General features: G+C 58.3%; 21 protein-coding genes. 19 read left to right on the plus strand and 2 right to left on the minus strand.

Annotated features, from left to right (window positions below):
- Nucleotides 1–28: 28 nt before the first annotated feature.
- The gene (locus ABD720_RS18815) at nucleotides 29–1,009 is read right to left on the minus strand and encodes an NADPH:quinone oxidoreductase family protein (RefSeq protein ID WP_344765722.1); all 981 of its coding nucleotides are present in this window, start codon (nucleotides 1,007–1,009) and stop codon (nucleotides 29–31) included.
- 119 nt (nucleotides 1,010–1,128) lie between these two features.
- On the opposite strand from ABD720_RS18815, the gene surE reads away from it, so the two are divergent.
- From surE to rlmD, 5 genes are read left to right on the plus strand one after another with little or no spacing between them, the layout of a single operon-like run.
- Entirely contained in the window at nucleotides 1,129–1,866 is a 738-nt protein-coding gene (gene surE, locus ABD720_RS18820) for a 5'/3'-nucleotidase SurE (RefSeq protein ID WP_344765724.1), read from the plus strand.
- On the plus strand, nucleotides 1,863–2,693 hold the full coding sequence (locus ABD720_RS18825) for a protein-L-isoaspartate(D-aspartate) O-methyltransferase (RefSeq protein ID WP_344765725.1): 831 nt from the start codon (nucleotides 1,863–1,865) through the stop codon (nucleotides 2,691–2,693). The genes surE and ABD720_RS18825 overlap by 4 nt, the downstream gene beginning before the upstream one ends.
- 42 nt (nucleotides 2,694–2,735) lie before the next feature.
- A complete protein-coding gene (locus ABD720_RS18830; RefSeq protein ID WP_344765726.1) occupies nucleotides 2,736–3,665 on the plus strand; it encodes a peptidoglycan DD-metalloendopeptidase family protein in 930 nt (309 codons plus the stop codon).
- Nucleotides 3,666–4,667 carry an RNA polymerase sigma factor RpoS gene (gene rpoS, locus ABD720_RS18835; RefSeq protein ID WP_344765727.1) on the plus strand — a complete coding sequence of 334 codons (1,002 nt, stop codon included), beginning with the start codon at nucleotides 3,666–3,668 and terminating at the stop codon, nucleotides 4,665–4,667. It abuts the gene before it with no gap.
- Between the two features lie 55 nt (nucleotides 4,668–4,722).
- Nucleotides 4,723–6,066 (plus strand): 23S rRNA (uracil(1939)-C(5))-methyltransferase RlmD, encoded by a 1,344-nt coding sequence (gene rlmD / locus ABD720_RS18840; protein WP_344765728.1) that lies wholly within the window; start codon nucleotides 4,723–4,725, stop codon nucleotides 6,064–6,066.
- 69 nt (nucleotides 6,067–6,135) lie between these two features.
- On the opposite strand, the gene ABD720_RS18845 is transcribed toward rlmD, so the two are convergent.
- Nucleotides 6,136–6,828, minus strand: coding sequence for a Bax inhibitor-1/YccA family protein (locus ABD720_RS18845; protein ID WP_344765730.1), 693 nt, complete (start codon nucleotides 6,826–6,828; stop codon nucleotides 6,136–6,138).
- Between the two features lie 179 nt (nucleotides 6,829–7,007).
- Here ABD720_RS18845 and ndk point away from each other — a divergent pair, with 179 nt between their 5' ends.
- The 14 genes from ndk to ABD720_RS18915 all read left to right on the plus strand — a co-directional run bounded on the left by ndk (nucleotide 7,008) and on the right by ABD720_RS18915 (nucleotide 21,744).
- On the plus strand, nucleotides 7,008–7,433 hold the full coding sequence (gene ndk / locus ABD720_RS18850) for a nucleoside-diphosphate kinase (RefSeq protein WP_344765732.1): 426 nt from the start codon (nucleotides 7,008–7,010) through the stop codon (nucleotides 7,431–7,433).
- Nucleotides 7,434–7,503: 70 nt separating this feature from the next.
- Complete coding sequence (gene rlmN, locus ABD720_RS18855) at nucleotides 7,504–8,670, plus strand: dual-specificity RNA methyltransferase RlmN (protein ID WP_344765734.1); 1,167 nt, start codon at nucleotides 7,504–7,506, stop codon at nucleotides 8,668–8,670.
- Nucleotides 8,671–8,684: 14 nt separating this feature from the next.
- The gene (gene pilW, locus ABD720_RS18860; protein WP_425548011.1) at nucleotides 8,685–9,461 is read left to right on the plus strand and encodes a type IV pilus biogenesis/stability protein PilW; all 777 of its coding nucleotides are present in this window, start codon (nucleotides 8,685–8,687) and stop codon (nucleotides 9,459–9,461) included.
- Entirely contained in the window at nucleotides 9,454–10,473 is a 1,020-nt protein-coding gene (locus tag ABD720_RS18865; protein ID WP_344765737.1) for a RodZ domain-containing protein, read from the plus strand. The genes pilW and ABD720_RS18865 overlap by 8 nt, the downstream gene beginning before the upstream one ends.
- The gene (gene ispG / locus ABD720_RS18870; RefSeq protein ID WP_344765738.1) at nucleotides 10,470–11,753 is read left to right on the plus strand and encodes a flavodoxin-dependent (E)-4-hydroxy-3-methylbut-2-enyl-diphosphate synthase; all 1,284 of its coding nucleotides are present in this window, start codon (nucleotides 10,470–10,472) and stop codon (nucleotides 11,751–11,753) included. The genes ABD720_RS18865 and ispG overlap by 4 nt, the downstream gene beginning before the upstream one ends.
- 48 nt (nucleotides 11,754–11,801) lie before the next feature.
- The gene (gene hisS / locus ABD720_RS18875) at nucleotides 11,802–13,181 is read left to right on the plus strand and encodes a histidine--tRNA ligase (protein ID WP_344765739.1); all 1,380 of its coding nucleotides are present in this window, start codon (nucleotides 11,802–11,804) and stop codon (nucleotides 13,179–13,181) included.
- A gap of 12 nt (nucleotides 13,182–13,193) precedes the next feature.
- Nucleotides 13,194–13,844, plus strand: coding sequence for a tetratricopeptide repeat protein (locus ABD720_RS18880; protein WP_344765740.1), 651 nt, complete (start codon nucleotides 13,194–13,196; stop codon nucleotides 13,842–13,844).
- Nucleotides 13,845–13,993: 149 nt separating this feature from the next.
- Nucleotides 13,994–15,109 (plus strand): outer membrane protein assembly factor BamB, encoded by a 1,116-nt coding sequence (bamB, locus tag ABD720_RS18885; protein WP_344765741.1) that lies wholly within the window; start codon nucleotides 13,994–13,996, stop codon nucleotides 15,107–15,109.
- A gap of 9 nt (nucleotides 15,110–15,118) precedes the next feature.
- The gene (der, locus tag ABD720_RS18890; RefSeq protein ID WP_344765743.1) at nucleotides 15,119–16,462 is read left to right on the plus strand and encodes a ribosome biogenesis GTPase Der; all 1,344 of its coding nucleotides are present in this window, start codon (nucleotides 15,119–15,121) and stop codon (nucleotides 16,460–16,462) included.
- A gap of 243 nt (nucleotides 16,463–16,705) precedes the next feature.
- Nucleotides 16,706–16,942: an RNA chaperone Hfq gene (hfq, locus tag ABD720_RS18895; protein WP_344765745.1), complete on the plus strand. Its 237-nt coding sequence runs from the start codon at nucleotides 16,706–16,708 to the stop codon at nucleotides 16,940–16,942.
- A gap of 38 nt (nucleotides 16,943–16,980) precedes the next feature.
- Nucleotides 16,981–18,099, plus strand: a complete 1,119-nt coding sequence (gene hflX / locus ABD720_RS18900; RefSeq protein ID WP_344765747.1) for a GTPase HflX — start codon at nucleotides 16,981–16,983, stop codon at nucleotides 18,097–18,099.
- A gap of 81 nt (nucleotides 18,100–18,180) precedes the next feature.
- Nucleotides 18,181–19,485 (plus strand): FtsH protease activity modulator HflK, encoded by a 1,305-nt coding sequence (gene hflK, locus ABD720_RS18905; RefSeq protein ID WP_344765749.1) that lies wholly within the window; start codon nucleotides 18,181–18,183, stop codon nucleotides 19,483–19,485.
- Nucleotides 19,485–20,399 (plus strand): protease modulator HflC, encoded by a 915-nt coding sequence (hflC, locus tag ABD720_RS18910; RefSeq protein WP_344765752.1) that lies wholly within the window; start codon nucleotides 19,485–19,487, stop codon nucleotides 20,397–20,399. The genes hflK and hflC overlap by 1 nt, the downstream gene beginning before the upstream one ends.
- A gap of 193 nt (nucleotides 20,400–20,592) precedes the next feature.
- A complete protein-coding gene (locus tag ABD720_RS18915) occupies nucleotides 20,593–21,744 on the plus strand; it encodes an ATP phosphoribosyltransferase regulatory subunit (protein ID WP_344765754.1) in 1,152 nt (383 codons plus the stop codon).
- Nucleotides 21,745–21,746 lie beyond the last annotated feature (2 nt).

The following is a 21,746-nucleotide window of genomic DNA, read 5'->3' on the forward strand; positions in this document are numbered from 1 at the left end:
GATCGCTGATCGCCCGGCCCAGTCGTGGTTATTTGTACGGTTGAATCACCACTTTCCCTGTCACCTTGCGTGCCGCCATGTCGTTGAGCGCCTGCGCGGTATCGGCCAGCGCATAGCGTCCCGAAATATGCGGTTTGATGGTGCCGTCGGCCAGCCATCCCATGAGTTGACGCATCGCGGCCAGGTTGGCTTTCGGTTCGCGTTTGGCAAACTCGCCCCAGAATACGCCGACCAGTGAGGCGCCCTTCAACAGCGTCAGGTTGAGCGGCAGTTTCGGGATCTCGCCATTGGCAAAACCAACCACCAGATAGCGACCGCGCCAGCCGATCGAACGGAAGGCAGGCTCGGCATAGATGCCGCCGACCGGGTCGTAAATCACGTCCGGACCCTTGCCATCGGTCGCTGCCTTGATCGCTACACGCAAATCTTCGGTGCTGTAGTTGATCGTGGCATCGGCGCCGTGTGCGCGACAGATCGCCAGTTTTTCATCCGTCGAAGCGGCTGCAATCACGCGTGCGCCAAGCGCCTTGCCGATTTCAATCGCGGCCAGTCCAACCCCACCAGCCGCACCCAGTACCAGCATGGTTTCGCCGGCCTTTAACTGCGCCCGGTCGACCACTGCATGATGCGATGTGCCGTAGGTCAGCGTGATCGCTGCGGCAATGTCGAAGTCCATGCCAGCAGGCATCGGCATTACTGCCTGGGCTGGCACCACGATCTGTTGTGCGAAGGCGCCCTGGGCGCTGAATGCGATGACCTGGTCACCGGCTTTGTACTGGGTCACGCCTTCGCCGACCGACAAGACCACGCCAGCCAGTTCACTGCCGGGAATGAAGGGCAGGGAGGGTTTGAACTGGTATTTGTTCTGGATGATCAGGACATCGGGAAAGTTCACGCCGGCGGCGCGGATATCGATGGCGATCTGGCCCGGGCCGGGAACGGCATCCGGCTGGTCTTCCACGACCAGTGTGTCGGGCAGGCCCCATGCGTTGCAGACGATGGCTTTCATTGGTTGTCTCCTCAAGGCTGTACTGAAATAAAAAGAACGATCGTTTGATTTTTGATTATGCCGCATATTCTTGATCGGTTGGACTGAATCCGGATAGTGCTTCAGGTAAAATCTGCGGCATGAAAATCTTAATCAGCAATGACGATGGTTACCTCGCGCCCGGGATCGTGGCGCTCGCCGATGCCTTGGCATCGATTGCCGAGATCGTGGTGGTTGCGCCTGACAGCAATCGTTCCGGCTCGTCCAATTCCCTGACGCTGGATCGGCCGTTGTCGGTGTACACGGCGGCGAACGGCTTTCATTTTGTCAATGGCACACCGTCGGACTGTGTGCATGTGGCGCTGACCGGCTTGCTGTCGTTCCGGCCAGACCTGATTGTGTCGGGCATCAACCAGGGTCAGAACATGGGTGACGACACGCTGTATTCTGGCACTGTCGCTGCGGCGACCGAGGGTTTTCTGTTTGGGATTCCGTCGATTGCGTTTTCGCAGGTCGACAAGGGCTGGGGCGAGCTCGAATCTGCCGCCCGCATCGCACGCGAGATCGTTCTGCGCAAATTCGACCAGCTGCAAAAACCGTATCTGCTCAATGTCAATATTCCCAACCTGCCGTATGCCGCCTTGCAAGAGGTCGTGGCAACCCGGTTAGGCAAACGCCATCAATCCGAAGCCGTGATCAAGGCGATCGATCCGCACGGGCGTGAGATTTACTGGATCGGTCCTGCCGGAAAAGCCAGAGACGCTGGCGAGGGCACCGACTTCCATGCGACCGCGCAGGGCAAGGTATCGATCACACCGTTACAAATCGACCTGACGCATACCGCGCAACTCGATAACCTGACAAAGAGCTTGTCATGACCGGCAAGGACCGGCGATTTCCGCTGTCGCTGTCGTCCGTGGTTGATCAGCAAAAGCGGAGCAGTTCAGGTAGCCCGTCGGTCCGGGTCGCCACGCCACAAACGGCCACGCAAAATGCGGCGCGCAGCCTGACCGGTCGCGTCACTCCAGCGATCGAACGCCGCATGAGTGCCAATCCCGAACGACAGCAACCGCTGGTCTCCGAGAGCGTACGCCGTGCCATGGTCGCGCGTCTGGCCAATCAGGGCATCAAGGACAAGCTGGTGCTGGGTGCGATGGAAGCGGTGCAGCGTCATCTGTTCATCGAGCCCGGACTGGTCGCACAAGCGTATGTCGACGCCTCCATCCCGATCGGCTACCAACAAACTATCTCGCAGCCGTACATCGTGGCACGCATGATTGAAGTGCTGCGTAACGGCGGCGTCCTGAACCGCGTACTCGAAATCGGTACCGGCTGCGGCTATCAGGCTGCGGTGTTGTCGGTGGTGGCAACAGAGGTGTATTCGATCGAACGGATTCGTCCTTTGCACGAGCTGGCGCGTACCAACCTGCGTCCGATGCGCATCGCAAATGTCCGCTTGCAGTACGGAGATGGTATGCTCGGCCTCGCACAGGCAGCCCCGTTCGACGGCATTATCCTGGCGGCAGCGGGACTCAACATTCCGCAGGCATTGCTGGATCAGATGTCCATAGGCGGCAGGCTGGTCGCTCCTGTCGGAGCCCGCCATCAGGTGCTCCAGCTGGTCGAACGTGTCAGCAAGTTCGATTGGGTCCATACCACGCTGGAAGATTGCCACTTCGTGCCGCTGCAAGCGGGCACCGTCTGAAAATCGCCAGCAACCTAGCAAGACGAACCAAACCAGAATTGAATGAATAAACCTCACCTACTCTTCCTGATCTTGCTGGCCGGCGTCATGTCCGGTTGCAGCACGACGCGCAATGCTGCACCGGTCGTCGATCTGGCAACCCAATCTGCACTCTCCCGTACCGGTACTGACGGCGCCGTGATCCCTCGGGCACCCGACGAACGCGGTTTCCACACCGTCAAAAAAGGCGAGACTATCAATCGCATCGCTCAGGAGTACGGCCAAAATTCACGTGACCTGGTGACGTGGAATAACCTGACCAATCCCAACGACATTCGTGTTGACCAGGTATTGCGCGTCTTGCCACCGAACGGCGCTGCGCAAACAGGCGCTATTGCTCCCGGCTCCGGTGTCGACGTTCGTCCGTTGAACGGACCTGCCGCCACGACCGGGCCTGTCGTCAATAAATCCGGTCCGCGCGGTGACAAGCGTCCGTATTCCGAGGCGGCACTGGCCGAGCTGCAAAAGCCAGACAGCAATTCGACCACGCCATCCGTCGCGCCGGCAGCGCGTGCCGATGCACCGAAGTCGGCCGACAAGCCCGCCGACAATGTGGTCATGGACGAAGAAAACGTCGGGTTTATCTGGCCGACCGAGGGGCGCACCGTCGGCACCTTCGATGGTGGCAAGAAAGGTATCGACATTGCCGGCAAGCTCGGCCAACCGGTCGTGGCAGCGGGTGCCGGCAAGGTCATGTACGCCGGCAGTGGCATTCGTGGCTACGGCAATCTGGTGATCGTCAAGCACACCAATAACTTGTTGTCGGCCTATGCCCATAACAAGGCGATCGTGGTCAAGGAAGGCCAGACCGTGGCGCGCGGAGAGAAGATCGCCGAGATGGGAAACTCCGACGCCGATTCGGTCAAACTACATTTTGAAATTCGCCAGCAAGGCAAGCCGGTCGACCCGTCGAAATTCCTGCCCAACCGCTAAATGAACACAGATCGCGACGATGACGACGCAGCTGACGAGGCGTCCGACGATGTGCCGCTGAATGTAGCGGGACTCGCTGACGACGGCGAGATCGAGGTGGTTGGGCATGGCGGCGTGGTCGTCGCCGATACCATCGATGCACTGAAAAAAGTGCTGGCATCCGAGCTGTCGACCGACGCCACGCAGCATTACCTGAACCAGATCGGCATGCGTCCGCTGTTGACGGTGCCGCAGGAAGTGCATTACGCCACGCTTGCCAAGAGCGGTGAGTTTGCAGCAAGACAAGTCATGATCGAGCACAATCTGCGGCTCGTCGTGTCGATTGCCAAACACTACATCAACCGCGGTGTCGTGCTGCTCGACCTGATCGAAGAAGGCAATCTGGGCCTGATGCGGGCTATCGACAAATTCGAGCCCGAGCGCGGTTTCCGCTTCTCGACGTACGCGACCTGGTGGATCCGGCAGAGTATCGAACGGGCCATCATGAACCAGGCGCGGACGGTGCGCCTGCCCATCCACATGGTGCGTGAATTGAACCAGGTGCTGCGCGCCAAATACCATCTGGAGGCGCAGCATCACGATGGCAAGGACGCTACCATCGACGACATTGCTCACATGACCGAGCGGTCCGTCGAGGATGTGCAGGACATTCTGGCCCTGTCCGAGCATGCGACCTCGCTCGATGCACCGCTCGACAATGATCCGATGGGTAGCTTGATGGACTTGTTGCCGGGCGATGTGGCCGACAATCCCGAAGCGCAGGCAGAGCAGCACGAAACGTCGATACTGTTGCGCGACTGGTTGCTGAAATTACCCGACAAACAGCGCACCGTGATCCTGCGCCGCTTCGGTCTCGACAATGACGATCCCGCGACCCTCGAAGAGCTGGCCATCGAAATGGGCGTGACCCGCGAGCGCGTCCGGCAAATCCAGCAGGAGGCCCTGATCAAGCTCAAGCGTGCACTGGCCTCGCGTGGCGTTGGCAAGGACGCATTGTTGTAACCCCTACTTTTTTCATCGAACGGAGCCGTCATCCGTTCAGCTAACTCATCTTCTTATGCCGCACGATATTCTAGAAATCCGATCCCTCGACATGGAAGCACGCGGCGTGGGCAACCTCGTCAACGAGGATGGCAGCCATGGCAAGGTGATCTTTGTCGAAGGCGCTCTGCCAGGCGAACAGGTACGCTTTGTGTCCTTTCGCAAAAAAGCCAAATGGGAAGCGGCAGTCATGACCGGCCTGTTGCGCCAGTCGGCCATGCGCGTGACGCCAAAGTGCGTCTATTTTGGCACCTGCGGCGGATGCGCCATGCAGCATCTCGACCCGGCGGCGCAAGTCGCGATCAAGCAGCGCGTGCTGGAGGACAATCTTTGGCATATCGGCAAAGTGCGTGCAGGCATGATGTTGCGCCCGATTTACGGGCCAACCTGGGGCTACCGCTATCGGGCGCGGCTGTCGGTGCGCAACGTGCCGGGCAAGGGCGGCGTGCTGGTCGGTTTCATTGAAAAAAAATCGTCTTACCTGACCGACATGACCAGTTGCGAGGTGTTGCCGCCCAAGGTGTCGGCGCTGCTGGTGCCATTGCGCGCACTGATCGCGGCACTGAGCATCATGGAGCAGGTCCCGCAAATCGAACTGGCAGTCGGTGAAGGCGCCAGCGGCGTGGTCACGGTACTGGTGCTACGCATCATGGCGCCGCTGGCGCCCGCCGATGAAATCAAATTAAAAGCCTTTGCCGACGAGCACCAAGTGCACTGGTGGCTGCAAATCGCCGGGCCGGAAAGCGCCACGCCGTACTATCCGGCCGATCAGCAGTTGCATTACTCGCTGCCCGAATTCGGCATCCGCATGCCGTTCAAGCCAACCGACTTCACGCAGGTCAACCACCAGATCAACCGGGTGCTGGTCGGGCGCGCGTTGCGCCTGCTCGATGCGCAGCCGGACGACCGGATTGCCGACCTGTTCTGCGGTCTCGGCAATTTTACGTTGCCGATCGCCACGCAGGCGCGCGCCGTCGTGGGCATCGAGGGCAGTACTGCGCTGACCCAGCGGGCGATGCAGAACGCCGTCGTCAATGCGCTGGAAGCCAAGACCACGTTCGAATGCCGTAATCTGTTCGATGTCAGTAGCGCGGATCTGGTCGCGCTTGGCTATTTCGACCGCATGCTGGTCGACCCGCCGCGTGATGGTGCGATGGCGCTGTGCGAAGCGATTGCCGAGCTGACGCCGGCTCTGAAGCCGAGGCGGATAGTCTACGTATCGTGTAATCCGGCCACGCTGGCGCGTGACGCGCATTTGCTGGTGGAAGGTGGCTATGTGCTGTCGCAGGCCGGCGTGGTCAACATGTTCCCGCATACAGCCCACGTCGAGTCGATCGCGGTATTCGACCTGGCAGATTGAATCCGGAGTTGCCAGCAAAAAACCGACCTGCGGGTCGGCTTTTTGTTGGTCAGAGAGACGGCAACGGCATCAGTCGCGTTGGCCGCCGAAGATCCCTAGTAGTGCCAGCAGATTGGCAAAAATGTTGTAGACATCGAGATAGATATTCAGCGTCGCGCGGATGTAATTGGTCTCGCCACCGTTGATGACCTGTTGCACGTCATGCAGGATATAGGCAGAAAAAATGCCGATCGCCAGCACCGAGACGGCCAGATAAAGCGCCGGCATCTGCAAGAAAATATTCGCCACGGCGGCGACCAGAATCACCAGTACACCGGCAAACAGCCAGCGGCCCATACCCGAAAAATCCCGTTTCGATACCGTCGCAATGGTCGCCATCACGCCAAGAATGGTGGCGGTTCCACCGAACGCCGTCATGACCAGCGCGCCGCCGTTCGAATAGCCCAGCGTCTGGTTGATCAGGCGCGACAGCATCAGTCCCATGAAGAAGGTGAAACCCAGCAGGACGGCGACGCCCCAGCCGGAATCCTTGGTTTTTTCAATCGCGTAAAAGAAACCGAAGGCGATTGCCATGAAGGCGATCATGCCGATCATCGGATTGCCGGCAAACAGTGTGAATTTTATTTGCACACCGAGCCAGGCGCCCAGCACCGATGGAATCATCGATAGCGCCAGCAGCCAGTAGGTGTTGCGCATCACGCGGTGGCCTGCGCTTCGGGCGATGTCCTGATGTGAATAGGTTTGTTGCAGTGGTTGGTTCATGCGTCCTCCAGGAAATGCAAATTGAATAAAAAGAAGCGAAAAGAAGCGAAGTTCGACTGACTTGACCGGGCTATCGTCATGGCTTTGGCCTTATGCCTGGGCTTTCATGGTAAACTCCGCGGTTCATTAGTTGAGTGACTTTACCACTTAACCCTTTAATTTCATTGGAGTTTTTCCAGATGGCCATCGAACGTACCCTGTCAATTATCAAGCCTGACGCCGTTGCAAAAAATGTGATCGGTCAAATTTACACCCGTTTTGAAAATGCTGGTTTGAAAATCATCGCCTCGCGCATGATCCACCTGTCCCGCGCCGAAGCAGAAGGCTTCTACGCCGTGCACAGCGCCCGTCCATTTTTCAAGGATCTGGTTGATTTCATGATCTCCGGTCCTGTCGTGGTTCAAGCCCTCGAAGGCGAAAACGCCATTGCCAAGCATCGTGACCTGCTCGGCGCAACCGATCCTAAAAAAGCAGACAAAGGCACCATCCGTGCTGACTTCGCTGATTCGATCGATGCCAATGCAGTGCATGGCTCCGATGCAGCAGAAACAGCTCTGGTCGAAATCGCATATTTCTTCCCTGCGCTGAATATTTACTCCCGATAATTGATGTTTGATCGCTGTCGCGTTACTTTTGATGGCAACGCGATGCAGCGACACTGAAAATAGGTTTCATATGGCTCTCACCAATTTGCTGGACCTGGATCCTGCGCAGCTCGTGGCGTATTGCGGCGAGCTGGGTGAGAAGCCGTTTCGCGCCAAGCAGTTGCAACGCTGGATCCATCAATTCGGTGCCAGCGATTTTGCGGCGATGACTGACCTGGCAAAATCATTGCGCGACAAACTGGCGACGCGCGCGATCGTGGCATCACCCGCCGTGATCAGCGACCATACGTCGACTGACGGCACGCGCAAGTGGCTGCTCGATGTGGGGCAGGGCAATGCAGTAGAGACCGTGTTCATTCCGGAAGAAAATCGCGGCACGCTATGCATTTCGACGCAAGCGGGCTGCGCAGTAAACTGCCGGTTCTGTTCGACCGGCAAACAAGGCTTCAATCGCAACCTGACTGTCGGTGAAATCATCGGCCAGTTGTGGATGGCCGAATTCGAATTGCGCAAGACCAAAGGCATCGAACCCGGCCCGAAAGGCGAGCGCCAGATCACCAACGTGGTCATGATGGGCATGGGCGAGCCGCTGCTCAATTACGAGCCGACTGTCACGGCATTGAAGCTGATGCTTGATGACAATGCGTACGGTTTGTCGCGCCGCCGTGTAACTCTTTCTACCAGCGGCGTCGTTCCGATGATCGACAAGCTTGGCCAGGATTGCGCTGTTGCACTAGCGGTATCGCTGCACGCGTCCAACGATGCGCTGCGCGATGGCCTGGTCCCGCTGAACAAAAAATATCCGCTCAAGGAATTGATGGCAGCGTGCGTGCGTTACCTGCCGTTCGCGCCGCGCGACTTCGTGACCTTCGAGTACTGCATGCTCGACGGCGTCAACGATACCGAGCAGCATGCGCGCGAACTGGTGGCGCTGGTGCGGCACGGCGCCGAACCCGTGCCCTGCAAATTCAATCTGATTCCGTTCAATCCGTTTCCCGAGTCAGGTCTGACCCGCTCGAACAACCCGCAGATCAAGCTGTTTGCTCAGGTCCTGATGGACGCAGGCATCGTCACGACCATCCGCAAGACCCGCGGTGACGACATCGATGCGGCCTGCGGCCAGTTGGCAGGGGAAGTGCAGGATCGCACCAAAGTGCAGGAGCGCATGCAAAAAATGGCGGAATATCAGGAAAAATTCGGTAAGAATTTCGGTCGGCTTGTCGAGGTGACTTCTTGAAAAAAATTGGCTTGATGCTCGGAATACTGGTCGTGTTTAGTCTGGCCGGTTGCGTGACAACTGGGCCGGGTGTGCCCGGCTCGCAAGCAGAACTGGCAACGCCGTCAGACCGCACCGACAGCCAGCGACGTGCCCAGATACGCCTTGAGCTGGCGATCAATTACTACGAGCAGCGCCAGTTGCCGGTGGCGCTGGATGAGATCAAGCAGGCGCTCCAATCCGACCCGAATCTGTCCGACGCTTACAGCGTGCGCGCACTGATTTACATGGACATGGGCGAGACCAAACTGGCGGATGATAATTTTCAATATGCCATCAAGCTCGCGCCAAATAATCCTGACCTGACCAATAATTACGGCTGGTTTCTTTGCCAGAATGGCCGGGTGGCAGAATCGATCACCTACTTTGAAACGACCCTGAAAAGTCGCAGTTATCAATACCCGTCAAAGGCCTTGAATAACGCCGGCCTGTGCAGCCTGAAACTGAACAACGACGCAGCGGCAGAGCGTTACTTCAAGCAGGCATTTCAGTTCGATCCCGCGAATGCTTCTGCGGCGCTCAACCTGGCCAAACTCCATTACGGTCGTCGCGAATACGAGCGCGCCCAGTTCTATACTGGTCGCCTGCTGAAGGCGGACATCTTTAGCCCGGAAGTGCTGTGGTTGTCGATCAGAATTGAACATAAACTGGGCGACCGCACTGCGGAAAACAGCCTGGGAACACAGTTGCGACGACGCTATCCGGCGTCCACGGAATTCGCGACGTATCAGCGGGGAGCTTTTGATGAGTGAAGACGGAACCAACCCAGTATTGTTCGATGAGCTATCCGCGAACAAGTCTCCTGCCGACGGTGTCATGACACCGGGTGCGCAAATGGCGCGCCAGCGCCAGTCGCTCGGCTGGACGGTCGCCGAAGCGGCCAACCATCTCAATCTCGCACCACGGCAAATTCAGGCAATCGAAGACGACAACCATGCAGCGTTGCCGGGTATCGCGATTACGCGCGGTTTTATACGCGCTTACGCAAAACTACTGCGTATGGACCCGGTGCCGCTGATGGCGAAAATGGCGACTTTGTCGACGGACACCATCGGTGTCACCGATGGGGCACCGGCCCGCCGTACGCTTCCACCAGCGCATTTTTCGGAGAGCAGGACCGGTTCCGTGCGTTCGCACCGTGCTGCCTCGAAATGGTATTCGGCGCTGCTATTCGCGGTGGCGGTGATCGGGGGTGTTTCGCTGGCGCAGCATTTCGGGTGGATTCCCAATGACCTCGAAACCGCGTCTGCAAAAGTGTCGGACGGATTGACCAATTTGCGTGGTAGTGGCTCCGCCGGTGTTGAGGGTGCCGCTACGACGTTGAATGCTGACACAACAACAACGCCGGGGCATGTTGAAATTATTCCGGAGACACCCGCATTGCTTGCGCCGGGCGCTACTGCACCGAATGCCGCAGCAGTGTCCGCTCTGGTGCCCGCAACCACCGCGGCGATTCCGGTATTCAAGCCCGAATTGCTGGAGCCTGCGGGCAAGAAACAAGGTGCCGTTGCCACGCCAGTCGCCGGTAGCAACAAGCTGGTATTAAATTTGCGCAGCGACTCGTGGATAGAAATCCGCGGTGCAGGCAAGGATGCCGTTGCCTCGAAGCTGTACCGCGCCGGCACCACCGAGACATTCGATATTTCCGAGCCGGTACTGCTGGTCGTAGGCAACGCATCGGGCGTCGATGCGACCCTGCGGGGAGCCCCGCTGGAATTGCAAGAGACTGCAAAGAATAACGTTGCGCGATTGAATTTGAAATGACGACGATAGTGATCCCTCCTTGCCTGCCCATCGCGTCAGGTCCGTCGTTGCGCCGGCTCGTGCGTCAAGTCGCCATCCGGCACGGCGAGCGCGTTATCCTCGTCGGTGGCGATGCGCCCGTGGTCATCCAGTCGATGACCAATACCGATACGGCCGACGCAATCGGTACGGCAATCCAGATCAAGGAACTGGCCCGCGCTGGTTCCGAGCTGGTGCGCATTACCGTCAATAATCCGGAGGCGGCTGCGGCAGTGCCGGCGATTCGCGAGCAACTCGACCGCATGGGTGTGGATGTACCGCTGGTGGGCGATTTCCATTACAACGGCCACACCCTACTCAAGGACTATCCCGACTGCGCCCGCGCGTTGTCGAAATACCGTATCAACCCCGGCAATGTCGGGCAGGGTGCCAAGCGCGATACGCAATTTGCCCAGATGATCGAGGCAGCGTGCCGCTATGACAAACCGGTACGGATCGGTGTCAACTGGGGCAGTCTCGATCAGGCATTGCTGGCGCGGATCATGGATGAAAACGCCGGGCGCGAGCAGCCGTGGCCGGCGCAATCGGTCATGTACGAAGCCCTCGTCACATCGGCCATCGAAAACGCATTGCGTGCCGAAGAACTTGGCCTGGCACGCGACAAGATCATCCTGTCGTGCAAGGTATCGGGCGTGCAGGACCTGATCGCGGTCTATCGCGAGCTCGCCAAACGCTGCGACTATCCGCTCCATCTTGGCCTGACCGAAGCCGGCATGGGCAGCAAGGGCATCGTCGCCTCGACCGCGGCGCTGTCGGTATTGCTGCAAGAAGGTATCGGTGACACGATCCGGATTTCGCTGACGCCCGAACCCGGTGGCGACCGCACCCGTGAAGTCATCGTCGGCCAGGAAATCCTGCAAACCATGGGCCTGCGCAAGTTCACGCCGATGGTCATTGCCTGCCCCGGCTGTGGTCGCACCACCTCGACGACATTCCAGGAACTGGCTGACAGTATCCAGACCTATTTGCGGGATCAGATGCCGGTCTGGAAAGTCGATTATCCCGGCGTTGAAGCAATGAACGTCGCCGTCATGGGCTGCATCGTCAATGGCCCGGGTGAATCGCGCCATGCCAACATCGGCATCAGTCTGCCGGGCACTGGTGAAACCCCGGCAGCGCCGGTATTCGTCGATGGTGAAAAAACCGTGACCTTGCGTGGCGACCGCATTTCCGAAGAATTCCAGGCGATCGTGCTGGACTATGTGCAAACCCGCTACGGCAAAACCAGCGCAGTAGCCTGAAGCCGTTGCCGATTAGCTGTTACCTGTTACCCAACATCACCCAACACCATGTCAGATAAAAAAGCAGCACCAAAAAAAGCCGAAAAAATTGTCGGTGTGAAGGGCATGAACGATATCCTGCCAGCCGATGCCGGCTTGTGGGAGCTGTTCGAAAACACGGTGCAAACCGTGCTGAAAAGTTACGGCTTCCAGCAGATTCGCACCCCCATCGTCGAGCCTACGGCATTGTTCGCGCGCGGACTCGGCGAAGTCACGGACATCGTCGAAAAGGAAATGTATTCGTTCGCTGATTCGATGAATGGTGACCTGCTGACGCTGCGCCCCGAAAGTACCGCCGGCGTGGTGCGTGCCGTGATCGAACACAACCTGACCTACGAAGGGCCGAAGCGGCTCTGGTACGCAGGTCCGATGTTCCGTCACGAGCGCCCGCAGCGTGGTCGCTACCGACAGTTTCATCAGGTTGGCGCCGAGGCCGTGGGTTTTTCCGGCCCGGACATCGATGCCGAACTGATCATGCTGTGCCAGCGTCTGTGGGATGACCTCGGTCTCGATAACATCAAACTGGAATTGAATTCGATTGGCGACGCTGAAGAGCGCAATCGTCACCGCGCCGACCTGATCGCTTATTTCGAACAGCACATGGAGGTGCTGGATGAAGACGCCAAGCGTCGCCTGCATACCAATCCGTTGCGAATACTGGATACCAAAAATCCGGCGATGCAGGACATGGTCAATGCGGCGCCGCAGTTGCTGAGTTATCTCGGTGCCGAATCGCTGGCGCACTTTGATGGCGTACAGAATATTCTGCGTCACAACAATGTGCCTTTCACGATCAACCCACGCCTGGTGCGCGGCATGGATTACTACAACCGTACCGTGTTTGAATGGGTCACGGACCAGCTCGGTTCCCAGGGGACGGTCTGTGCAGGCGGGCGGTACGACTCGCTGTTTGAAATGTTCGGCGGCAAACCAACGCCGTCGTGCGGTTTTGCGATGGGTATCGAGCGCCTGCTGGAGTTGATGAAGGCCAGCGGCGAACAGTACTCGGCCAACCAGTGCGACGTGTACGTGGTCCATCAGGGCGAGGCCGCGCAGCTCAAGGCATCGGTTGTTGCAGAGCGTTTGCGCGATGCTGGCCTCGACGTTGTGCTACATTGCGCGTCGGCGACCACCAGCAGCAGTTTCAAGGCGCAAATGAAACGCGCTGACGCAAGTGGTGCGGCGTTCGCCGTGATCCTGGGCGAAGACGAGGTGGCTGGGGACCTGGCGACCGTCAAGGCCCTGCGTGCGACAGAGGGTGAAGCGCATCAGGCCAGCCAGGCATCGGTGCCGTTCGACAGCGTGGCCGACTATCTGGTGGATCAGATCATCGGTGGCGACGAGCACGAAGGCCATGACCACGCAGAACACGTTCACTATCACCACTAACACAGAGTCCACATGGCATACGATCACGAAGAACAAGAACAAATGGCCAGCCTGCGGGCTTGGTGGAATCAATACGGCAACCTGGCGACCTGGGCGCTGACGATTGTGCTGGCAGGCTATGCAGCCTGGTCCGGCTGGAACTATTACCAGCGCAACCAGACCACGCAGGCGGCCCAGTTGTACAACGCGTTGCAAGACGCCGTAACAGCAAAAAATAACGCCCTGGTACAGCGTGCGGCCACCGACATGCAGGACCGCTTTGTGCGGACCAGCTATGCGCAAATGAGTGCGCTGTTCGCCGCCAAATCGGCAATGGACGCGAATGACCTGAAGACCGCCAAGGCACAACTGCAGTGGGTTATTGACCACGGTGTGGATGCCGAATACCAGGCGATTGCCAAGATTCGGCTAGCCGGTATCCTGCTCGACGAAAAAGCCTATGACGACGGTCTGAAGTTGCTTGCCGGCGAATTTCCGGCGCAGTTTGCTGCCGATGTCGCCGATCGCAAAGGCGATCTGCTGGTTGCGCAAAACAAGCTGGACGAAGCACGCAGCGCCTACCAGTTGGCGCTCGACAAGGCTGAACAAAAGAATCCAGGCCGTCAATTGATCCAGTTGAAGCTCGATGCAATTGGCGGTGCGACGGTCAAGGCTGCAGCGTAAGATTTGCGGTGGGTTGCGTGGCGCCCGCAGGATGGGCCGCCAGCGTGGTGGGGCATGTCGTGAAGCGTAACGAAACAGCGCTTCAGTGGCATCTGCGGATATTCGGTTAAAGGAAAAAAATGCATAGTGCAGTGAAATGGGCAAGTGCAATGGCGTTGGTTACCCTCGCCGGTTGCGCCTCATTGAATCCATTCAGCAAGGCAGCGCCGCGCAATCCACCGGCGGCGCTGGTCGAATTCAAACCGACCATGGCGGTGCGGACCGCGTGGAGTGCGTCGGTCGGCAAATCGAACGGTTTCGTATTTTCGCCAGCAGCAGCCAACGGCAGTATTTTTGCGGCCTCTGCCGATGGCACGATCGCGCGCTTCGACGCGGCGACCGGTAGCGTGATCTGGCGTATCAATGCCGGTGCACCACTGAGCGCGGGTGTCGGTACCGACGGGAATACAGTAGCGGTCGCCGGCGAAAAAGGTGCCATCTTTGCATTCGACGAGAACGGCAAGTTGCGCTGGAAAGCGCAAACCACCAGTGAAGTCCTGTCGGCACCTGCAGTCACGGCAGACATGGTGATCGTGCGCAGCGTGGACAACCGCATCGCGGCCTTCGACATTGCCACCGGAACGCGTCGCTGGTTCCTGCAGCGGACTACGCCGGCACTGACATTGCGTTCCGCGCCGGGCATCGTCACGACGGCCACGACCGCTTACGCAGCCATGCCGGGTGGCCGTCTGCTGGCCTTGACGCTGAACAATGGCGCGCCGTTATGGGAAGCTGCCGTCGGCGATCCGCGTGGTGCCACCGAACTCGAACGGGTCTCGGATACCTCGGGTAATCCGGTCATCGCCGGTCGCGAAATCTGTGCCGTCGCTTATCAGGGCAAAGTGGGTTGTTACGACCTTGCCAGCGGCACCGTGCGCTGGTCAAAAGACTGGTCGAGCGATGTCGGTGTAGGCGTCGATGAGCGGTTCATTTTTGCTGCCAATGATGTTGGTGCCGTTGCTGCGTTTTCGCGTGATGGTGGCACCAGCGTCTGGCGCAACAACAAACTCGGATATCGCCGTCTGTCGGCGCCGGTCTCTCTGGGTCGTAGCGTGGCACTTGGCGATGGCCAGGGCTATATCCATTTTCTTTCACGTGAAGATGGCGCTTTCGTGGCGCGTGTCGCCACCGATGGCAGCCCGATTCTGGGGACACCTGTGGTGGCCGCAGATCGCGTGATCTTTCAAACTCAAGCAGGGGCATTGGTCGCGTTGGCGGCCGAGTAAACTTATTTAATGAAGCCGGTAATTGCACTAGTGGGCCGACCGAACGTCGGCAAATCCACCTTATTCAACCGATTGACCCGTTCACGGGATGCAATCGTCGCCGACATGCCTGGCCTGACCCGTGATCGCCATTACGGCGAGGGACGCATGGGCGAACGTCCGTTCCTTGTGATCGATACCGGTGGCTTCGAGCCGGTCGCCAAGGAAGGCATCATGCACGAGATGGCAAAGCAGACCAGACAAGCGGTCGCGGAAGCCGATATGGTGATCTTCATTGTCGATGGCCGGCAAGGCATGACGCCGCACGACAAGACCATCACCGACTTTCTGCGCAAGTCCGGACGCGCGGTCATGCTGGTCGTGAACAAGGCCGAAGGCATGCGTTACAGCGCGGTCACGGCCGATTTCTATGAGCTGGGCCTGGGCGATCCTTACGTCATCTCGGCAGCACATGGCGACGGCGTCATGGACCTGGTGGACGAAGCACTGAACCTCGCTCTGGCACAAAAGCCGGTGGAGGAAGAGCCGTTCGTCGACCTTGGCAAGACCATCAAAATCGCTATCGTCGGTCGACCCAATGTCGGCAAGTCGACGCTGGTCAACACGCTGCTGGGCGAAGAGCGCGTGATTGCGTTTGACTTGCCGGGCACCACCCGTGACTCGATCGAAATCCCGTTCGAACGCGCTGGCCAGCAATACACGCTGATCGACACGGCCGGTATTCGCCGGCGCGGCAAGGTCTTCGAAGCCATCGAGAAATTTTCGGTCGTCAAAACCCTGCAGTCGATTTCGGAAGCCAACGTTGTCCTGTTGCTGCTGGACGCGCAACAGGATATCTCGGAGCAGGATGCCCACATCGCCGGCTTCATTCTGGAGTCGGGCAGGGCGCTGGTGGTCGGTGTCAACAAGTGGGACGGACTGACCAGCAGTCGGCGTGACGAGATCAAGATCGACCTGGATCGCAAGCTCGACTTTTTGTCGTTCGCCAAATTCCATTACATCTCGGCGCTGAAGGCGACCGGTGTCGATCAACTGATGAAGTCGATTAATTCGGCGTACGCAGCGGCGATGAGCGACCTGTCCACGCCGAAGCTGACACGCGCATTGATCGAAGCGGTCGAGCACCAGCAGCCACGTCGCAAGGGCTCCATCCGTCCGAAATTGCGCTATGCGCATCAGGGCGGCATGAACCCACCGATCGTGGTCATTCACGGTAATTCGCTGGATGCCATTGACGACAATTACAAACGCTTCCTTGAAAAGCATTTTCGTGAAACCTTTGCTCTGGTCGGTACGCCATTGCGCATCGAGTTCCGGTCCGGAAAAAATCCGTTTTCACGGCACGAGAAGTAACTTCAGCGCCAGGCATGCGCTGTCGGGTGGCGGCAAGCCGGTCTTGTCAAGTCCGGTCGAGCGGCGGGGCCGGCAGCAGTGTGTGACCAGAGCGATCACATCAGTGGCACTTGTTGGACTGCCGCGTGGCAGCAGTCACCAAAATCGATTACATTTTCAAATGCAGGACAGGTTGGGGGTTGAAAAGCCACCGACCTGCCTCCAACTCCTCCTACAACAACACAACAACGCATCGGAGCTTTCATGAGCAACAAAGGGCAAATGTTACAAGACCCATTTTTAAACGCATTGCGCAAAGAGCACGTTCCCGTTTCCATTTATCTCGTCAACGGCATCAAGCTGCAAGGCCACATCGAATCATTCGACCAGTACGTTGTGCTGCTGCGTAACACGGTGACGCAAATGGTGTACAAGCATGCGATCTCCACGGTCGTGCCAGCACGCGCAGTCACCCTGAATCTCGACGCCGAGGCTGAATAAGCCGATGGTGACCCTCTTGCTCAAGGATCACTTCTAGGATGCGCGCCGCTTTGGTGGGCGTGGACTTTGGCAAGGGCGACTTCGCTGCCAGTCTCGATGAATTGTCGCTGCTGGCCAAGTCTGCCGGAGCGGTCCCTGTGACCACCATCACCTGCAAGCGCAGCAGCCCGGATGCGGCATTATTTGTCGGGTCGGGCAAGGCGACTGAAATCGCCGATGCTGTAGCCGACGATGAGCTTGAGCTGGTCATCTTCAATCATGCTTTGTCTCCTGCGCAGCAGCGTAATCTGGAGCGTCACATGAAGGTGCGGGTACTCGATCGCACCAGTCTGATCCTCGACATCTTTGCTCAGCGAGCCCAAAGCCACGTGGGTAAAGTGCAAGTCGAGCTGGCGCAATTGCAGCATCTGGCGACCCGGCTGATCCGCGGCTGGACCCATCTGGAGCGGCAAAAAGGCGGTATCGGTTTGCGCGGTCCCGGCGAAACGCAACTGGAGACCGACCGCCGATTACTCGGCGAGCGCGTTAAAGCCTTGCGTGCCAAGCTCGACAAACTGCAGCAACAGCATGCGACACAGCGCCGTGCGCGTGGCAAGGGACAAGTTTTCTCAGTATCACTGGTGGGGTACACGAACGCGGGCAAGTCGACGCTGTTCAACACCATGTGCAAGGCCCGGGTCTATGCTGCGGATCAATTGTTTGCCACGCTGGACACCACCTCACGCCGCGTCTATCTGGGCGAAGCGGGCAACGTCGTGCTGTCCGATACGGTCGGTTTCATTCGCGAATTGCCGCATCAACTGGTGGCGGCGTTCCGTGCAACGCTGGAAGAAACCATTCATGCAGACTTGTTGTTGCATGTGGTTGACGCAGCCAGCCCGAACAGGATGGAGCAGATCGAGCAGGTCAACAGCGTTCTGAAAGAGATCGGCGCTGATCAGATTCCCCAGATTCTTGTGTGGAACAAGATCGATGCAGCAGGCCTGGAGCCGGCGGTCGAGCGGGACGAATATGATAAAATCCGACGGGTCTTTGTCAGCGCTCAGACCGGTTCAGGCGTGGATCTGCTCAGATCTGCGATTGCTGAACATGCAAAGCCGAAAAAGGCTGATGACCCCGACATACCAGATAACCAGATGAGCGTTCTTGACGTATAAAGTCAAGTGCGGGCAAACGCTGGTTGTCGTTATCAGTACCAGCACTCCTATAAACCATCATTTCAGCCGGATCGCGACAGAATGCTCGTTTCTCTTCTCAAAAAATTTGGCTTGAAGTTTTCGCTGAACGACCCCCGATGGGGCCGTGGTCCGCAGGGCGACAAACAAAATCAGAATGGCAACCAGGACGGCAAGCGGCCTTCCTCGGACGGCCCGCCTGACCTCGAACAGCTCTGGCGTGATTTCAATACCCGCCTCACTCGCCTGCTGAGTGGCAAAAAAGAGGGTGGCGGCGGTGGCGGCGGTTCCGATTCGGGTGGCGGATTCACGCCGGACATGCGCAGCGCCGGTGTTGGTGCAGCCGTTGTCGCGGCCATCGCTGCATTTTTGTGGTTGATCAGTGGCTTCTTTATCGTGCAGGAAGGTCAGACCGCCGTGGTGCTGACCTTTGGCAAATACAGCCACATGACTCCCGCCGGTTTCAACTGGCGCTGGCCGTCGCCGATCCAGTCACACGAAATCGTGAATGTATCGTCGGTACGTACGGTCGAGGTTGGTTACCGCGGCAGCGCGAAAAACAAGCAGCCGCAGGAATCGCTGATGCTGACCGACGACGAAAACATCATCGATATCCAGTTCGCGGTGCAGTACAAATTGAAAGACGCTGCAGAGTGGCTGTTCAATAATCGTGATCAGGAAGAAGTCATCAAGCAGGTGGCCGAAAGCGCGATCCGTGAAATCGTCGGTCGCAGCAAGATGGATTTTGTGCTGTACGAAGGACGCGAAAAAGTCGCGCTGGATGTAAGCCAGTTGATGCAGCAGATCCTCGACCGCTACAAGTCGGGCGTTCAGATTGCCAACGTGACGATGCAAGGCGTGCAACCGCCGGAGCAGGTCCAGACCGCGTTTGATGACGCCGTCAAGGCCGGCCAGGACCGCGAGCGCCAGAAAAATGAAGGGCAGGCTTACGCCAACGATGTGATCCCGAAAGCACGCGGTGCGGCTTCACGACTGCTGCAGGAAGCCGAGGGTTACAAATCACGCGTGACCTCGACCGCCCAGGGTGACGCGTCGCGTTTCAAGCAAGTGCTGGTCGAGTATCAAAAAGCCCCGGCCGTGACACGCGACCGTATTTACCTCGAAACCATGCAGCAAATTTTCACCAGCACCACCAAGGTCATGGTTGATGCAAAGGCAGGCAACAACCTGCTGTATCTGCCGCTCGATAAATTGATAGCGCAATCTGCAGGGACAGACACCGTGGTAAAACCAGCCCAAAGCGCGCAGCCGGCTACAGCGCCGGCAGTATCGGCAGTCGACATGCTCGAAGCCCAGCGACAGCGGGACATACGCAGCCGTGATGGCCGCGATCGGGAGACGCGCTAATGAACCGCCTCGTCTCTTTTGCAGTACTTGCGCTGATTGCCCTGTACTTGTTCACGTCGTCCGTATTTGTCGTGAACCAGCGTCAATACGCCATCGTGTTTGCCCTCGGTGAAGTCAAGCAGGTGATCAGCGAGCCGGGCCTGCACTTCAAGTTGCCGCAGCCATTTCAAAATGTGCTGTTTCTTGACAAGCGCATTCTGACGCTGGATACACCGGACGCCGAGCGTTTCATTACGGCTGAAAAGAAGAACATCCTGGTGGATGCCTTTGTCAAATGGCGCATCGTTGCACCGACGCTGTATTTCGTCAGCTTTGGTGGCGATGAGCGTCGCGCCCTCGACCGCATGTCGCAAATCGTCAAGGCGGCACTCAACGACGAGATTACCAAGCGCACTGTGCGTGAAGTGATTTCCGGCGAGCGCGGCAAGGTGATGGATGCCATCCGCAAGAAGGTCGAAGACGAAGCCAAGGAGATCGGCGTGGAGATCGTCGATGTCCGTTTGAAGCGGGTGGACTATGTCGACCAGATCAATGCATCGGTGTATGACCGCATGAAAGCGGAGCGCGCACGTGTTGCCAACGAATTGCGTTCAACCGGTTCGGCCGAGTCGGAAAAAATCCGTGCCGATGCCGATCGTCAGCGTACGGTCATCCTGGCAGATGCGTATCGCGATGCAGAAATGCTGCGTGGTGAAGGTGATGCCAAGGCGTCGCAGATTTATGCACAGGCTTTTAGCCAAAGCCCGGAGTTCTACAAGTTCTATCGCAGTCTGGAAGCCTACCGTGCCAGCTTCAAGAGTCACAGCGATCTGATCGTGATTGATCCTAACTCCGAGTTTTTCAAGTACTTTAAAAATCCCGGAGTTGCTGCCGCCGGAGTTGGCGCCGGCACCGCTGCTTCACCTAAGAAATAAAATCGCAAGCGAGGTTGACTTCAGTCGATGCTGGAGTCGATCATCGCTGTCTTGACACTGTCGCTGCTCTTGTTGTTGCTGCACGTTGATCCGCGTCCCGAAGATGATGGTCGACTTGACAGTAAAACCAGTGCGGCGACAAGTTACGTGCGCACTCCGCATGTGACCTTTTTGAATCCTACCTGTTCCCACCATGCCCAACTGGCTTCTCCCCGAAAACATTGCCGATGTGCTGCCTTCCGAGGCGCGCAAGATAGAAGAACTGCGGCGTCTGTTACTGGATAATTTCCGGCGTTACGGCTACGAACTGGTCATGCCGCCGATGCTCGAATATCTTGAATCGCTGCTCACTGGCGCCGGTGCCGATACCGATCTGCGTACCTTTAAGTTGGTTGATCAGTTGTCCGGCCGGACCATGGGTGTGCGCTCCGACATGACCACCCAGGTCGCGCGCATCGATGCCCATTTGCTCAATCGTGTTTCAGTGACCCGGCTGTGCTATGCCGGCAGCGTCATGCATACCCGTCCGTCCGGCCTGCACGCGACGCGCGAGCCACTGCAGATTGGTGCCGAAATCTATGGTTTCGCAGGCCTGGAAGCGGATGCCGAAATCCAGGAGCTGGCGCTGGCTTCTCTGGCGCTGGCGGGCATTCGTACCGTCCGTCTGGATCTGTGTCACGTCGGTATCGTGCGCGCGATCATGGCTGTTGACGCAAACGCGCGTGCCAATGAAGGGGCCGTGTTTGCGTTGCTTAAATCCAAGGACGCGCCCGGCCTGCGCGACCTGACTGCATCCTTCGGCGCCGTAGCGCGCAATGCGATCCTGGCGCTACCGGACCTGTATGGCGATGTGTCGACCATCGAGCGTGCACGGAAGGTGCTGCCGCCTTTACCCGGCATCGTCGCTGCACTGGACGACTTGCAGGCGCTGTCAAAACTGGCAGGCACTGCACAAATCACGATCGATCTGGCCGACCTGCGCGGCTACCATTATGAAAGCGGCGCGATGTTTGCGGCGTACGTTCCGGGCCTGCCGAACGCGGTCGCGCGTGGTGGGCGTTACGATCATGTTGGCGAAGCATTTGGTCGGGCCCGACCGGCCACAGGATTCTCGATGGACTTGCGTGAGCTGGCGCGCTTGTTGCCAGCGGCCGAGCGCAGCAGCGCGATTCGGGCGCCGTGGGGTACCGAGGTCGCCTTGCGTGAACGCATCGTCGCGCTGCGGCAATCAGGCGAGGTCGTGATCCAGAATTTACCCGGGCACGAAAACGATCAGGAAGAGTTCAACTGCGATCGCGCACTGGTTCTCGATAATGGCAATTGGATACTTGAAAATTTAGGTTAAGT

The organism is Actimicrobium antarcticum, from assembly GCF_039536745.1.
Classification (GTDB): Bacteria; Pseudomonadota; Gammaproteobacteria; order Burkholderiales; family Burkholderiaceae_D; genus Actimicrobium; species Actimicrobium antarcticum.